Annotated in this window: 11 protein-coding genes; 6 read left to right on the forward strand and 5 right to left on the reverse strand. The window is 44.6% G+C overall.

Annotated elements, in window-relative coordinates; all coding sequences use genetic code 11:
- Window positions 1-735 (forward strand): ABC transporter permease, encoded by a 735-nt coding sequence (locus tag MHI25_RS02185; RefSeq protein ID WP_076306500.1) that lies wholly within the window; start codon window positions 1-3, stop codon window positions 733-735.
- Window positions 736-835: 100 nt separating this feature from the next.
- Window positions 836-1,201 (forward strand): metalloregulator ArsR/SmtB family transcription factor, encoded by a 366-nt coding sequence (locus tag MHI25_RS02190; RefSeq protein ID WP_036682656.1) that lies wholly within the window; start codon window positions 836-838, stop codon window positions 1,199-1,201.
- 453 nt (window positions 1,202-1,654) lie between these two features.
- Here MHI25_RS02190 and MHI25_RS02195 read toward each other — a convergent pair whose 3' ends face one another.
- Window positions 1,655-2,416, reverse strand: coding sequence for a CPBP family intramembrane glutamic endopeptidase (locus tag MHI25_RS02195; protein ID WP_076185221.1), 762 nt, complete (start codon window positions 2,414-2,416; stop codon window positions 1,655-1,657).
- Window positions 2,417-2,680: 264 nt separating this feature from the next.
- Between MHI25_RS02195 and MHI25_RS02200 the strand changes: the two genes are divergently transcribed.
- Both MHI25_RS02200 and MHI25_RS02205 read left to right on the forward strand, forming a co-directional pair.
- Entirely contained in the window at window positions 2,681-4,924 is a 2,244-nt protein-coding gene (locus MHI25_RS02200; protein ID WP_076307936.1) for a heavy metal translocating P-type ATPase, read from the forward strand.
- Window positions 4,925-5,105: 181 nt separating this feature from the next.
- Window positions 5,106-7,148 carry a methyl-accepting chemotaxis protein gene (locus MHI25_RS02205; protein WP_340011842.1) on the forward strand — a complete coding sequence of 681 codons (2,043 nt, stop codon included), beginning with the start codon at window positions 5,106-5,108 and terminating at the stop codon, window positions 7,146-7,148.
- Between the two features lie 98 nt (window positions 7,149-7,246).
- Here MHI25_RS02205 and MHI25_RS02210 read toward each other — a convergent pair whose 3' ends face one another.
- The 3 genes from MHI25_RS02210 to MHI25_RS02220 form a co-directional block, all read right to left on the reverse strand.
- The gene (locus tag MHI25_RS02210) at window positions 7,247-8,209 is read right to left on the reverse strand and encodes an L-lactate dehydrogenase (RefSeq protein ID WP_076124580.1); all 963 of its coding nucleotides are present in this window, start codon (window positions 8,207-8,209) and stop codon (window positions 7,247-7,249) included.
- 400 nt (window positions 8,210-8,609) lie between these two features.
- Window positions 8,610-9,110, reverse strand: a complete 501-nt coding sequence (locus MHI25_RS02215) for a cytochrome c biogenesis protein CcdC (protein WP_036682651.1) — start codon at window positions 9,108-9,110, stop codon at window positions 8,610-8,612.
- Window positions 9,111-9,317: 207 nt separating this feature from the next.
- Window positions 9,318-9,578: a GlsB/YeaQ/YmgE family stress response membrane protein gene (locus MHI25_RS02220; protein WP_036682650.1), complete on the reverse strand. Its 261-nt coding sequence runs from the start codon at window positions 9,576-9,578 to the stop codon at window positions 9,318-9,320.
- Window positions 9,579-9,828: 250 nt separating this feature from the next.
- Between MHI25_RS02220 and MHI25_RS02225 the strand changes: the two genes are divergently transcribed.
- Window positions 9,829-10,878: a lactonase family protein gene (locus MHI25_RS02225; protein WP_076304330.1), complete on the forward strand. Its 1,050-nt coding sequence runs from the start codon at window positions 9,829-9,831 to the stop codon at window positions 10,876-10,878.
- Window positions 10,879-11,007: 129 nt separating this feature from the next.
- Here MHI25_RS02225 and MHI25_RS02230 read toward each other — a convergent pair whose 3' ends face one another.
- On the reverse strand, window positions 11,008-13,275 hold the full coding sequence (locus tag MHI25_RS02230) for an alpha/beta hydrolase (RefSeq protein ID WP_340394870.1): 2,268 nt from the start codon (window positions 13,273-13,275) through the stop codon (window positions 11,008-11,010).
- Between the two features lie 387 nt (window positions 13,276-13,662).
- On the opposite strand from MHI25_RS02230, the gene MHI25_RS02235 reads away from it, so the two are divergent.
- Entirely contained in the window at window positions 13,663-14,790 is a 1,128-nt protein-coding gene (locus tag MHI25_RS02235; RefSeq protein ID WP_076185215.1) for a sulfate ABC transporter substrate-binding protein, read from the forward strand.
- The last annotated feature ends 40 nt before the right edge of the window (window positions 14,791-14,830 follow it).

Below are 14,830 nucleotides of genomic sequence, written 5' to 3' on the forward strand. Positions count from 1 at the left end.
ATGATGTCATTTTGGAGAGTATTGTCCTCAGAGCGATTAAAAATGTCTAAATCATATGTTTGGCTTTTAGTCATAGGAAGTCCGGTTTTATCACTGGTTCCCGGATTGTTATCGGATAATCAAGGTGAGAAGATGTCTTGGGAGCTGCTGTTAAGTGTGATGTCAATGATGCATGCTTTGCTGTTTCTGCCTGTGCTTTCAGGCATTTTTGCGGCCCTGATCTGTCGTTATGAGCATCATGACGGTGGTTGGAAGCTATTGTTGTCTCTGCCTGTAACCCGGTTGTCGGTGTATCTCTCAAAATATGTGATGATCATCGGATTGCTGGCAGCTGTGCAAATAACGTTCCTCGTTATGGTGCTGGGAATGGGCTTGTTCCAAGGGGCTCCAGATCCAATCCCTTGGGCGCTACTGCTAAAATCAGTATTTGGCGGCTTTGTAGCCTGTCTACCTCTCGCCGCATTGCAGCTGGCGATCTCGCAAAGCTGGAGCAGTTTTGGCGCACCGCTGGCGCTGAATGTGAGTCTGACCATTCCCAATATACTGATCGCTAATTCTTCAACCTACGGCCCCTATTATCCTTGGGTACAGCCGTTGTTGGCCATGAGTCATTATGGTGATGACGGATTTGGTGCCTTTAATCTGCCTTTAGAGACACTGATGATGATAGTGGGAGGAAGCTTGATTGTCTTTTTTGCCGCAGGACTAATCTCCTTTTATCGTAAAGCAGTCTAATTCACAATCAGAGGCTATAAACTCCTCCTCAATGGACATCCCGTGCTGTTTTTCTTATAATTAAAGAATATAATTAGCTAAGATGGAGGAGGGCGAGAGCATGGAGCCAACGGCATTAGAGGACTGCGACAATACATGCAAGGGTTCAGAGCTTGAACCGGAATCCATTGCATTGATCCTGCCAGACCGTGGGATTACTGATAAAATGGCAGAAATGTTCAAAGCGTTGGGTGATCCAACACGAGTGCGGCTCATTTACGCTTTGTCACAGCAAGAATTATGTGTACATGATTTGTCCGTGATCCTTGATATGGGCCAATCTGCGATATCCCATCAGCTCCGTTATTTACGGAATCTACGGATCGTGAAGCGGCGTAAAGAGGGGAAAACGGTATTCTATTCGCTGAACGATGCGCATGTGGAGCAGATCTTTTTGCAGACCCACGAGCATGTCCGACACGAATAGCTAGTTGCAAAAAAAGAGGGACTCCCAGCAGCCATTGAATGGCTTTTGGGAGTCCCTCTTTTTATTATGCCGACGAGTCCCAACCATCCACTACAGCTTACGGACCCAGCTGACGTTATTTGCACAATAATCGCTTTTTGAGCAGAGTTGCGGACCTCAGTGCAGTTATTCTTTAGAAAGAGGTCTTATTTTGCTCTTTTTCATGCCAATAGCGCCTATGGGGTCCGATAATATGCTAAACCGGGGATAATACTGCTTTTAGTGTCAATTGGGTCCGTTAGCTGTGTGGTTTGCGACAAATATTGCTCTAATGAAGCTAAGTGGCATCTCAGCTTAACTAAGTAACATCTCAACTAAACTAAGTAGCATCCCAATTAAACCAGGCTGCGTCGGGGTTAACCAATGCGTTTAAATCCACTGAAGCCTTGTATTTTGAAGTAAGGATTTAGCTTATTAGCTGGCTTGATTTAGGTTCTTCGTTAGGTTTGGTTTTCTAAAGGACAACACTAGCCAGACACATTGCACAGCAAGCACTAGCAGGATAAATAGATCGATTCCCATGTATTCACTCGTATTATCATTGCCCACAAACTGAATTAAATTATGTATAAAATGAAAGGATATCAGCGGAAGAATATTATTATTTTTTAGCATCAACAAGGCTAGCGCAAAACCGATCAGAAGCGCATATACGAGTTGTAGAAGAATTTGTGTGATATCTGTGCTGGATAATGCATTAAGTAAGTGGGTAATAGAGAAAAGAATACTTGAAGTGATCACTGCTGTTTTAGCCCCTTTAGGAAGCAAGGTCTTAAAAATCAAGCCGCGATAGATACTTTCCTCCACAAAAGCGACCAGCAGGGTGAAGAAGATAAAGAACAGTACTTCAGATGCACTGATCTCACGAAATCCCTTAAAGGATATGGTAATCAGGACCACTACTAGCGGGGCATAATAGATCCAGTTGCCCGAGGATATGGTGTTTAGAGGTCGGAAGCCGAGCGTGCTCCATTTGCGCTTAACTGTAAAGTAGATGATGAGTACAAGCGCGATTGGGATGAAGGAGATAAGTACAGGGGCGGTGTACGCAAGTTCCTTAATTGTTGCGAAAGCCCCGGCGGCAGTTACGGCTACAAGTAATAACACTTCGATAATAACTACGCTCCAAATAGGGTGTTTCTGTGAAAAAGAAGACGTTTTGGCTAGCTTTGACATGTTCTAAATTCATCCCTTCTGTGTAAATCATTTGCCCATCGAGCTTCATTGATAATGGGGTCATTCGTATGTAAGAAACTTACTTTGGGTCATACATGATTTTACATATTTTCACGTAAAGGTCAATTGATTTAATTTTTAAGATAATGTAGAAAAATGGTGTATATCGCGTATTGACCTTGAAATATAAAGGGAATATAATAGGGCTAAGATAACATATGAACAAGTGCTCATATATGGTTTTTATTTGAGGAGATGTGCCGTATGGATACAATGCAAGGAAAATTAAAACGTCAGTGGGAATTAGAAGGCTTGGATTGCGCCAATTGCGCGATGAAAATTGAAGATAAGGTGAAGAAGATTGAAGGTGTATCGTCTTGTTCCGTTAATTTTGTAACAAAAACAATGACGTTGGAAACTGCCGCAGGGTATGAGGAGTCAGCGATTGTAGAAGCGAAGAAGACGGTGAAGGCACTTGAGCCCCACGTAAATGTGAAAGAGAAGGTTGGGGGCAATCACAAGGCGCGCAATAGTGGCGCTCATGAACATACGCATGATCACGAGCATGGTCATGAGCACGGCCATCAAGCTGCTGGACATCATCATGGTCATGAGGATGCTGAAGGTCATGGTCATACTCACGAGCACGGGGAAGGTGATACACGCAAAATATTGCTGCGGTTAGGCGCTGGTGGAATTCTTGCTCTAGCTGGGATATTCCTGCCCGTGAATGGAGTAGTTGAATTGCTGATTTTTTTGGCAGCCTATCTTATCGTGGGTGGTGAAGTTGTCTGGCAGGCGGTTAAGAACATAATCCGTGGCCAGGTGTTTGATGAGAATTTCCTGATGGCTCTGGCAACTATCGGTGCATTTGCGATTGGTGAGTATCCAGAGGGCGTGGCAGTAATGCTGTTTTACCAGATTGGAGAACTGTTCCAAGGTCTGGCTGTGAATCGTTCACGCCGATCTATTACGGCACTTATGGATATTCGCCCCGAGTTTGCCTATCTCAAGCTTGGAAATGATCTGAAGAAGGTCTCACCTGAGGAAGTAGCCATCGGAGATTTGATTGTTGTTAAACCCGGTGAGAAGGTACCCCTTGACGGAACAATACTTGAAGGTAACGCCATGATGGACACATCTGCACTTACTGGAGAGTCGGTACCACGATCAGCTGGTCCAGGAAGTGCGGTGTTAAGTGGTTTTATTAACCGGAACGGCGTAATTACTGTGCAAGTTACTCAGACCTTTGGAGAATCGGCCGTATCCAAAATACTGGAGCTAGTGCAGAATGCGTCAAGCAACAAAGCTAAAACGGAGAACTTTATTACTAAATTTGCACGTGCCTACACGCCTGTAGTAGTGATCACAGCAGTCCTGCTGGCCGTCGTTCCTCCACTGCTGATCAGTGGTGCAACTTTTTCCGATTGGATTTACCGTGCACTTGTATTCCTCGTAATCTCTTGTCCTTGTGCGCTTGTGGTCTCGATTCCACTGGGATTCTTCGGAGGGATTGGTGCAGCTTCACGCAGCGGTATTCTGATTAAGGGAAGTAACTACCTGGAAGCCCTAAATGATGTGAAGGTAGTTGTCTTTGATAAAACGGGAACGTTGACCAAGGGACAGTTTAAGGTGACAGGAATTTATCCGTCGGGTGGCAAATCTAAGGATGAATTACTGCGGACAGCCGCTTATGCGGAGAGCCATTCCAATCACCCGATCGCTGAGTCGATTCGGACGGCTTATGGTGAACAGATTTCTAAGGAAGCTATCTCGAATTACAATGAAATCTCTGGTCATGGTATCGAAGTAACTATCGAAGGCAAGACCGTATTTGCAGGTAACGCACGTCTGATGGAGCGTGAGGGAATTGCTTATGAGGTCCCAGAGCAGAGCGGTACAGTTGTTCACATAGCGGTAGATCATCAATATGAAGGTTATCTGGTGATCGCTGATGAAGTGAAGGAGGACTCACTGCAGGCCATTCAGCGCCTCAAAAAGCTGGGAATACGCAAGACGGTGATGCTGACAGGTGATGCTTCCGCCGTAGCTGAAGATGTAGGGAAGCAGTTAGGGGTAGATGAGGTACACGCAGAGCTTTTACCACAGCATAAGGTAGAGGCCATCGAGAAGCTGGATCGTGATAAGTCTCCACGCGAGAAGATTATTTTTGTCGGAGACGGAATTAATGATACTCCTGTACTGGCTAGAGCCGATGTCGGGATCGCTATGGGAGGACTTGGTTCCGACGCTGCCATTGAAGCAGCAGATATTGTAATTATGACCGATGAGCCTTCGAAGATTGCTGTAGCTATCGGAATTGCCAAGCGTACTCGAGCCATCGTATGGCAAAATATTATTTTTGCTTTAGGTGTAAAAGCTATATTCCTTCTGCTCGGTGCATTTGGGATTGCCACGATGTGGGAGGCTGTATTCTCAGATGTAGGGGTAACCGTACTTGCCGTACTGAACAGTATTCGAGCTTTAAAAGTGCAAGACGAGGGTTAAGAATCTTTGGTGTATTAAATAAATGATTTCAACAAAAGTAAGCTTTAGGATTCCGGTTTTAAGGGTCTTAGGGCTTATTTTTTTTATTCTCCAGCAAAGAATTTGTCTATTTTTGCCGATATAGAAGATATATCCACATCAGGAGATATTATAACAAATGGAGTGAGGAGGCTATTTCATCGTGAATGAAAATGAAATGAAAGGAAACAAGATGAAAAAAATGAGAAAAAATGTAACGAAGAGAAAAGCGACGTCAATTCAACTTAAGTGGTCATCTGTTATATTAGCTATTGCAATCGTGCCGCTCATGGTAGCGACCATATTTTTACTTGATTATTTCGGCAATGTCACACGCACAGACAGTGAGCAAATGGCGCAGGACACCATTAATACGAACACATTCCGGATGGATGAGTGGCTATCCAACAAAACCTCGTCCGTAAAGGATCTGGTGTCCCAGCATCCTGAGTTCGATTTTACAAATCCGGCAAGTATCTTCCCTGTGATAGAAGTGCTGGAGGAAAGTGACAGTGAGACAGAAGGTTACAGTGTCATTAGTAAAGACGGCCAGTTAACCAATATGATGAACATGACCGCAAATGTAGCAGATGCGAGCTATTTCTTGAAAGCGAAAGAAACACATGCGCCTGTGTTGGGGGAAATGTCCTATCTGGAGCAGCTTGATAAATATATCATTCCAATCGTAGTTCCTGTCATGGATAAGGATAAGCAATTTATGGGAGGTATTGTCTTCTCAATTACTCCTGAAGTTCTTGCCCAAATGAGTAATGAAATTACTATGGCGGATACCGGATTTGGATATGTAATCTCAAATGATGGCATGTATTATACATATCCAGACGTCAGTCGTATGGGCAAAAAAATTACCGATTTCGCTAAAGAGCCGGCTCTTCAGAAGGTCGTTGACAAGATTTTAAGCAATAAAGAGGGGTCTGAAACTTATAAGGGCGAAGATGGTAAGAAAGTCATTACATACTTTAAGACAATTCCAGATACCGATCTAAAGCTTCTTGTAACAGTGCCGGAGAAAGAGGTTTTTGCCAAAGTGACCTCTGCACAAAGAACAGCAATGTTCATCTTACTGGCAGTTATACTTGTCATAATTTTTGTTTCACTGTACCTTACTCGTCTTATCGTTAGACCCATTAAAGCTATTTCCTCGACTATGAAAAAGGTGGCAGAGGGTCATCTGAATGAGAGGGTTAAAGTGCAGTCCGGAGATGAGATCGGCGAGATGAGTCAAAATATCAATGATATGATTGAGACACTCTCCGGTATTGTCAACAAGATTGATACAACAGTAGTGGAGGTTGCTTATTCCTCAGAAGGAATGCTGAAATCGGCTCAACGTTCGTCCTATACTTCAGCAGAGGTTGCTACAGTTATCCAAGAAGTAGCTCAAGGAATGGAAGAGCAATTTAGAGGCTCCGAGCAATCCGCAAGAGCAACGGAAGAGATGGCTGTAGGTTTACAACGTATTGCTGAGTCCTCTGCAGCGGTATCAGATCAGGCTGAGACAGTCAACTCAGAAGTAGAGAGTGGCTATTTGGAAATTCAATCTACACTGCAACAGATGGCTGTTATCAGTTCCACAGCTAATCAGACTGCCGAGATGATTGGGAAATTAAGTGAGCAATCGGAACAAATCGGACAAATTGTGGATGTAATTTCTGAGATATCCAATCAGACAAGCTTATTATCTTTGAATGCTTCTATTGAGGCTGCCAGAGCTGGAGAACATGGTCGTGGCTTCGGTGTAGTTGCGAATGAGGTGAAGAAGTTAGCAGAGCGGACAAACAGCTCCATCATTAGTATAGTGGAGCTAATCGGCGGCATTCAGTCTTCAACAACAAGTGCAGCGGATTCCATGAAGAAGAGTATTGAGGAAATTGGCGATGGAATGGGGAAAATGCAAAACGTCGGTGTTTCCTTTGATCATATCCGTTCTTCGATCCGTGAAGTATCGTCGCAAATACAGGATGTGTCAGCAATTAATGAAGAGATGTCAGCCGGCACGGAAGAAATAACGGCTTCTATATCCGATATGCTCGGAATAGCTAAAGAATCTGCTGAGAATGCTCAGGCGGTCTCCTTAGCTTCAGCGGAGCAGACAGAGATTATGAAGGATGTCGTGTCCTCCGCGGAATCACTTAATGAAGTGATGTCTGTGCTGAAAGAAGAAATCGAAAAGTTTAAAAAGTAGGAGATAAACTGAGATTCATCTCCTAATAATACAAAAATCGCTCTCTGGGAGCTGGCGGGTGATCTCACCCATTCCCAAAGTAGCGATTTTTTTACGAATTAAACGCTGTCTTCCAGCTGTAGGCTCTCGATGCCTGCACGTACAATGTTGCAGGAGTGGTTCAATTTCTGGGTTTCCTCTGTATTTAAATTAAGCTCCAGCAGCTCTTGAATCCCAGTGTTGCCTATGATGGCGGGCACGCCCGTGCATACACCGCTATGTCCGTACTCTCCATCCAGAATGGCCGATACGGCGATAATTTTGTGCTCATCATTCAGGATCGAACGGGTAATGTAGGCAAGTGCGCTGCCAATCCCGAAATGTGTGGAGCCTTTACGGGTGAAAATTTCCCAGCCGGCATCTTTTGTCTTGCGGGAGATATCCTCCAGATCCAAATGCGGGAACCGCTCGCGATGCTGATCTAAAATTTGCAGAATAGGCTTGCCGCCAATTGTTACATGGGACCAAGCTACAAATTGGGATTCGCCATGTTCACCTAAGGCGTAGCCATTAACACTGCGCGGGTCAATGGAGAACACATCGGAGAGCAGGGTTTTTAGGCGCGACGAGTCAATGGAGGTCCCGGTACCAATAATTCTGTGGCGAGGCAGACCTGATATTTTCCAGACCATATAAGTGACAATATCGACCGGATTAGCGGCGACTACGAATATTCCATCAAATCCCCCAGCCATGATGTTGGTAATGATTTCTCGAGTAATAACCGCAGAGGCTTCCAATACGTCAAGTCGGGTCTGCCCGGCTGTTGGATTAGCACCAGCGGTTAAGATAACGACATCCATTTTTGCACAATCGCTATAGGTTCCGGCATACACCTTTGTGCGTGTGCTTGTGAAATCCATACAGTGCGAGAGATCAAGTGCTTGTGCCATAGCCCGATCATAGGTGCGGTCGATCATCATAATTTCGTCGCAAATGGCCTGATTAACCATGGAGTAAGCACAGCTTGAACCCACCATTCCGGCCCCGACGATGGCTACTTTTCTCGATTTACTTTTCAATTGCCTTGTCCTCACTCTCTAAAAGTTATACGCAGTATAGGCTTCCAAATGATATTTATTTCAGCATTAAGGTCTTTTGGAAGCTTATCGTTAGGTATGCTTATAGTTTAACGTATCCCTTCGCAAGTTACCTGACATCGGACTTGCAAAGATTATATTTTTTCTGTTTAATGCTGAATAGGTGACATGATGAGTTAGTTATTTCAGGAGATCTATCCCTATAGTGTATGTAAAGTGCTTAAAGAGGATGTAATAAGAGGATGGCTAATTGATGTCAGAAAAGGGTGGAAAGTAGAAAAAAGCAGAGGAGAACATAAGCTTGAGTTACAAGAGGTAAGAAGTCATCTCAAGGATATCGGGTAAGAACCCTGAGATGGCTTCTTAGGATTATTATTGATAATCATGGCTGCGGCAGCAGACTTCCCGAGGAGGTCATAGCCTTATAACGCTTGAACATAAAAAATCTCCAATGAACAATCATGCCGAAGGCTAAAATAAAGAACAAACCACCGGACTGTGGAATAGACACATAACGGTTAATAAATTCATGGAGTAAAGTGCGGACTAGAAGAAGTCCGAGCAGGATAAACGCAAAGCTCTTGGAGCGTTGAGCGTAAATTTGTCCATCACGTTGTTCAAAGTGGGTGCTGCGTATAAGAGGATACGCGAAGATGAACCAGCCAATCAAAAAGGCGACTGCCGCCCACCATAATGGGAATCTGACCGCAGGTGCCACAAACATGGCAAAACCCGTCGACATACCGAGAGGTGGAATCCATATTTTTCGAATAGTAACCGGACGTGCGCTTGCTTTTAGACGAATGAAAATAACCATCAGCGCCATGAACAAAGCCCCTAATGTGGAGCCAATATGTAGAAGCGAGGGGTTTATGTTACCCATGATACACGACCTCTCTATGATTTCAGTCACTTGTATCTTCATTATAACAGAAAAACGATGGCAAAACATTGAAGTGTATTGGCTCCATCCCCGCAACAATTCCAGCAGAGGAATTTTTTCTTAAAGGAACGATACATACAAAAATCCCCGCCAGAGCATACTCTGACGAGGATTTATTGATGTGAATATTATTATCTCAGCCCAGACTTACGAACGGCTGCGTCCACTTGTCGAGCGAAGAATAAGGCTCACGATAAAGATCAGCACAACGGCACCGATCAAAGAAGGGAAGAAGTAGAAATCACTTACTTTAGGTCCCCAGCTTCCCAGAAGCACGCCACCCAGCCATGAACCGATAATACCAGCGATGATATTACCGATAACACCACCAGGAATATCTCTGCCCATAATCAGACCAGCCAACCAACCAATAACCCCACCAACGATTAACATCCATAGAAAACTCATGTTACTTCAACTCCTTCGTTTTGTTGTTTGCGATGTCTACTATTAACCTTTGTGACCATCTTTAAACCACATGGAAAAACTTACTTCTTCCGGAATGGTTAGGAAGTAGGCTCTAAATGCAGTTTCGATAATGTATTACAACTATAAACATGCTATAGTGAAAAAATATTATAAAATTATGAGTAAACCCCTATTAGTAAAGGGTAAGTAAGAAGTAATACAATACATAAAAGATAAAGGAGCCACTATTATGGAACGGGCTAATGAGGCATTGTTTTATGTAGGAACGTATAACTCTGAGAACGAGAAGGCGATTCAGTTATGTGCGCTTAGTCTTTTGTCGGGGGAAATGAGAATTCTTGAGGGTACCGAGGGAATTGAAAATCCATCGTTTTTAGCTGTGAATAAAGCAGGCAGCGTGTTGTATGCAGTTAGTGAGAAGGATCAAGGTGAGGTTTACGCATATGCAATTGATCCTGCAACTAAAGCGTTGAAATCACTTGGAAGTCGTCCTACGGAAGGTGGCGCTCCTTGTTATGTCTCCATTAGTCCTAAGGAAGATTACATATTCGTCTCCAATTACTCGGGAGGCAATGTTAATGCTTTTCCTGTAAATGAAGATGGTTCGCTTCAAGAGATGTCCGACCAAGTAAAACATGTGGGTTCAGGCATTCGTGAAGACCGTCAGGAGGCTCCGCATCCGCACTCTGTCATTCCGGACGCAAGTGGTAGACATGTGCTGGTGTGCGATTTGGGACTGGATCAAATTGTGATCTATCGCCCTGAAGAGGGCAAACTGGTAAAACATCGTGAGCTTAATCTGCCACCTGGTTCAGGTCCACGTCATCTGGCGGTGCATCCCTCTGGACAATGGATCTACCTGGCGAATGAACTGAATTGTACAGTAACGGCATTTGCTAATGATGAACAGGATGCAAATCTAAATGTTTTACAGCATCTTAGCACGCTTCCTGATAATTATACTGCCGGTAGTGACGATACAGCTTCCGATATTCATGTCTCCCCTTGTGGCAGATTCCTGTATGTCTCCAATCGGGGACAAGACAGTATCGCCCTGTTCCATATCGATGAATTAACGGGTCTGCTTGAAGCAGTGGATTGGCAGGGTACCGGCGGGCGTACTCCGCGTAACTTTGCAATTATTGGGGATAAGCTGCTTGCTGCTAATCAGAATAGTGATAATATTACCTCCTTCTCCATCGATAGTGAGAGTGGCAGATTAATCCCTACAGGAAATGAATTGGAAATGAAGTCACCTGTTTGTGTGCAAGCGTTGTAGGCTGAGACTAGGTTATTGTATGTCGTAAAAATAAGGGCTATTCCCGTAATCCATTCATTTTTTCGTGAGTGGAGGTTGGGAATAGCCCTATTTTGCAAATGAAGACCTAAGGATAATAGCAAGTGATTTTTAAAATGTATTTCGGATACCTAAATCGTAAAAACCGATGTCATCCAGCATGATCCGGTCGCCTTCTTCATCAAGATAGAAGGTGATTTCCGTCAGGTTGTCAGGATCCAGCTCTGGTTCTTCCTCTTGAAATTGTTCGAACGGCATCTCGTAGGTTTGAAATACAGCTTCGGAAAGGTCACCGTATTTGCCATCGTTTATCCGCTCTTCAAGCCATGGGAATAACGTGAACTGAGTTTGTGGAAGCGGCAGTATGTCCATTACTTCATCCAGCGTCAAGCGGGCTGAGGTATCATTATGGTCAGTTAACTCCACCTCAACCTTTGGAGGTAGTGGAACATCCATTTCTTCACTAAGGTCACCATTCAGATTTGCCATAGAGAACGTAAGGCCATCTGCCCCTAAAAGAGCAGTTTCAGTACGGACACTGTCGTTAAGCTTAATGTTGTAATAAGCTTCTTCGTTTTTGCTGGCTGTGCGTTCAAGGACAACACCATAGGTGGCTTTGCTTTTTGACTCTCGGTCTTTAGCCAGCTCTTCTGACCAAGAAACACCCGATGCTTCTGCTGTTCCCAGTTCTACTGTGTTTTTGTTACGGTCATCGTCGAATGTGGCTACAGGACGATATCCCCCGCTTTGGAATCGATTGTAGTAGGCGGTATCTGGTAACCACTTCAGCCCGCTGCGATAATCCCGGAACAAGCTTTGGTATTCCTCTTTTTCATGCAAGGTGGTCTCCAAGAAAGCTGATACATAGACCTTAGCGATTTGCCGTTGTTTGTCTGCATCCATGATTTGTGCCCGATTTAAGAAGAGTCCAGCTGGCAAGGTCTGATCATACCCGCCCCAATCGCTGTTGAATTGACTGTGATTGGCGTCCGCAATATACAGTGAGCTTTTGAAAGCAGATGATCCTTGGGAATAGGAGGTACGTATATACTGCCGATCACCATAGAAATCATGTACATCTCCATCGCGGGCTCCCTGCAGGGTCAAATAATTGATGTCTTTGAGACGGGCTTGCTGGTCATCTATCGTTTTGTCCGTTGGTGCAAGCGCGATTACAGAGGTTATATTAAAGCGATTAACTGCCGCCATCACCGGATCATCCTTGAACCAACGAGTGGCATCCGCGGCCATAGCTACGGCTTGTCCTCCGCGGCTATGGCCGAGCAGGGCGGTTTTTGTGAAATCTATTTTCTGATAAAAAGGACTGCCCGGATCATCTGAAAAGTCTGCTAGCTGCTCTAAATGTTTCAGTAGGATCCAAGTCCGTACTTTAAAATCATTGTCCGGAATACCGGACCAAGCAGAATAATTCAGGAAATTCTCATCGAGCGAGATCGCGATAAATCCCCGGCTTGCCAATAGTTCGCCGAGATAAGCGTACCCGCCATCAGAGTAATCTTCCATCATATGATTGCCGTGCACCATCAGTACTACTGGATATGGACCTTCGCCTTCTGGCATCCATACGCGACCATTCAAGGGAAGTGCCTTATAATCGAAACCCCAGAATAAAGTGCGCAGCTTTGACCAATCCTTAATATAAGCAGAAGCATCGGCCGTAAAGGATATCAAGCTTGTATCCTTACCGTATTCGGCACGATGTAGATCGGTACCACTGGCATAGGTGAAGGTCTGATAAGCTAGATTACCTGGTTTTCCAGGATCGGAGGCTGTAAGTGGAACAACTTCCGTATCGTTGATGTCGACCGACTCTGAAATAGGCAGTTCTTGCACTCCGCTTGCCAGCGCAAGTGGGGAAAAAGTCACTGCCACTGTTAGCAGAAGTCCTAGTGTTATTCTTTTGCTGCGGAGCAGGCCAATGGCTAATCCGCCTAGTGCTCCTAGCAGTGCAAGCACGACCGCAATGACAACCGCAGCCTCAATCTCAAAATCCGCATAATATAAGATTAGTAGAATAGCTCCAAAATCACTCAATACACAGCCTGCGAATAATCTTGGGATACGCAGTCCGGTCAACGCTAGCAGAACAGCCAAGATATTGCCGGAAATCGCCAGCAGGACAGTGCCTGCACCTGCAGCAAGAGCGATATCGGTAGGTTTACCTAATCCAGTAGGAATGCCTAACACGGCAGTACTAAAGGCTAAAAAGCATACTATCCACAGACCAGCTATAGCTGTTCTCCAAACTGCTGTATCGTAACGGTAGGTTCCCCTAATTCTTCGTCCAATTTCTTGAGCCATACGTCTGTGGAGCCGCGGTTTCAACGGCGCAGGGACGTATTCTAAATCCATACCCATGACTCTCTCCCCTGACATAAAGCGGTAATTTCTCTTAACCCATAAGCTGTAGCAATAATATTACTTTATAGCATCAATAACAAGTGGATCTTACAGGAACCGACCCCATAGCTTGTATGGTGTGGTGTGTGTGAGTTTTCTTTGACATAGGCTGGAAAAAAAGGTTTGACACAGTTAAAGGGTTTCAGTATTATATCCATATAAACCAACTAAGTAGATAGGAATAATTGAAGAAAGTTCTTACCGTACGAACGGAGGAACGCCTGCATTAGGCTCGCAGACACGGTCTTAGGACCGGTTTGACCTGCCATACGTAGGCTTTCCTCCGTTCTTTTTGTGTTACCCAAGGGTTTGTCTGGTACGAAAAAACATGGGGGAGTGGAAAAGATGAAGAAAAAGATGAATAAAGGGCTTCTTGTAGGGTTTAGCTTGTTGCTGACGGCAGGGCTTACTGCTGCTTGCGGCAGCAATAACAATAACGGCAATAGTGCTAGTCCGGCAACAGACGCACCAGCAACAACCAATTCAGCGGAGGCCACAAATGCGGCTGAAGCCACCAAAACTCCATCTAAAGATCCAGTAGAACTACTGAACGTATCTTATGACCCTACTCGCGAATTGTACGAGAATTATAATAAAGCTTTTGCTACCTATTGGGAGAAAGAAACAGGACAGAAGGTCACCATTAAACAATCCCACGGTGGATCGGGGAAACAAAGCCGTGCTGTGCTTGATGGCCTGGAAGCGGATGTTGTGACATTAGCACTTGGTTATGATATTGATGCCTTGCAGGAAAAGGGACTGATCAACGAGGGCTGGCAAAGTAAATTCGATCATAACAGCTCGCCTTACACCTCGACTATCGTGTTCCTTGTACGCAAAGGGAATCCGAAAGGAATCAAGGATTGGCCAGATCTGCTCAAAGAGGGCGTAGAGGTTATTACACCAAACCCGAAAACATCAGGTGGAGCACGCTGGAACTACTTGGCGGCTTGGGGTTACGCACTAGACCAGAACAATAACGATGAGGCTAAGGCTGAGGAATTTGTAAAAGAACTGTTCAAGCATGTGCCAGTGCTGGATACCGGCGCGCGTGGATCTACAACAACGTTTGTGGAGCGTGGAATTGGTGATGTGCTGATCGCATGGGAGAATGAAGCTTATTTATCCGTGGAAGAGCTGGGACCGGACAAATTTGATATCGTGAATCCTTCGGAGAGTATTCTGGCTGAACCGCCAGTAGCTATAGTAGATAAGGTTGTGGACAAAAGAGACACGCGTGAGGTATCTGAGGCGTACTTGAAGTATCTCTATAGTGAAGAGGGACAAAAAATCGCGGCTGAGAATTACTACCGTCCTACATTAGATAGCGTGAAAGAAGAATACAAAGATAAGTTCCCGGAAATCAAGCTGTTCACATTGGCTGACAAATTCGGAACCTGGAAAGAAACGCAAGAGAAGCATTTTAATGATGGCGGGATCTTTGACAAGATTTATGTGCCGGGTGCCAAATAACAGATGAATGAAATGCAGGATATGATTATTGAGATTTGTC

Source organism: Paenibacillus sp. FSL E2-0177, from assembly GCF_037992975.1.
Lineage (GTDB): Bacteria > Bacillota > Bacilli > Paenibacillales > Paenibacillaceae > Paenibacillus_AQ > Paenibacillus_AQ odorifer.

Excerpts from the sequence above, each read along its gene's own strand:
- MHI25_RS02185 (WP_076306500.1), top strand. The coding sequence starts at position 1 with ATGATGTCATTTTGGAGAGTATTGTCCTCAGAGCGATTAAAAATGTCT.
- MHI25_RS02190 (WP_036682656.1), top strand. The coding sequence starts at position 836 with ATGGAGCCAACGGCATTAGAGGACTGCGACAATACATGCAAGGGTTCA.
- MHI25_RS02195 (WP_076185221.1), bottom strand. The coding sequence starts at position 2,416 with ATGTCAAAGCTAGCCAAAACGTCTTCTTTTTCACAGAAACACCCTATT.
- MHI25_RS02200 (WP_076307936.1), top strand. The coding sequence starts at position 2,681 with ATGGATACAATGCAAGGAAAATTAAAACGTCAGTGGGAATTAGAAGGC.
- MHI25_RS02215 (WP_036682651.1), bottom strand. The coding sequence starts at position 9,110 with ATGGGTAACATAAACCCCTCGCTTCTACATATTGGCTCCACATTAGGG.
- MHI25_RS02220 (WP_036682650.1), bottom strand. The coding sequence starts at position 9,578 with ATGAGTTTTCTATGGATGTTAATCGTTGGTGGGGTTATTGGTTGGTTG.
- MHI25_RS02225 (WP_076304330.1), top strand. The coding sequence starts at position 9,829 with ATGGAACGGGCTAATGAGGCATTGTTTTATGTAGGAACGTATAACTCT.
- MHI25_RS02230 (WP_340394870.1), bottom strand. The coding sequence starts at position 13,275 with ATGGGTATGGATTTAGAATACGTCCCTGCGCCGTTGAAACCGCGGCTC.
- MHI25_RS02235 (WP_076185215.1), top strand. The coding sequence starts at position 13,663 with ATGAAGAAAAAGATGAATAAAGGGCTTCTTGTAGGGTTTAGCTTGTTG.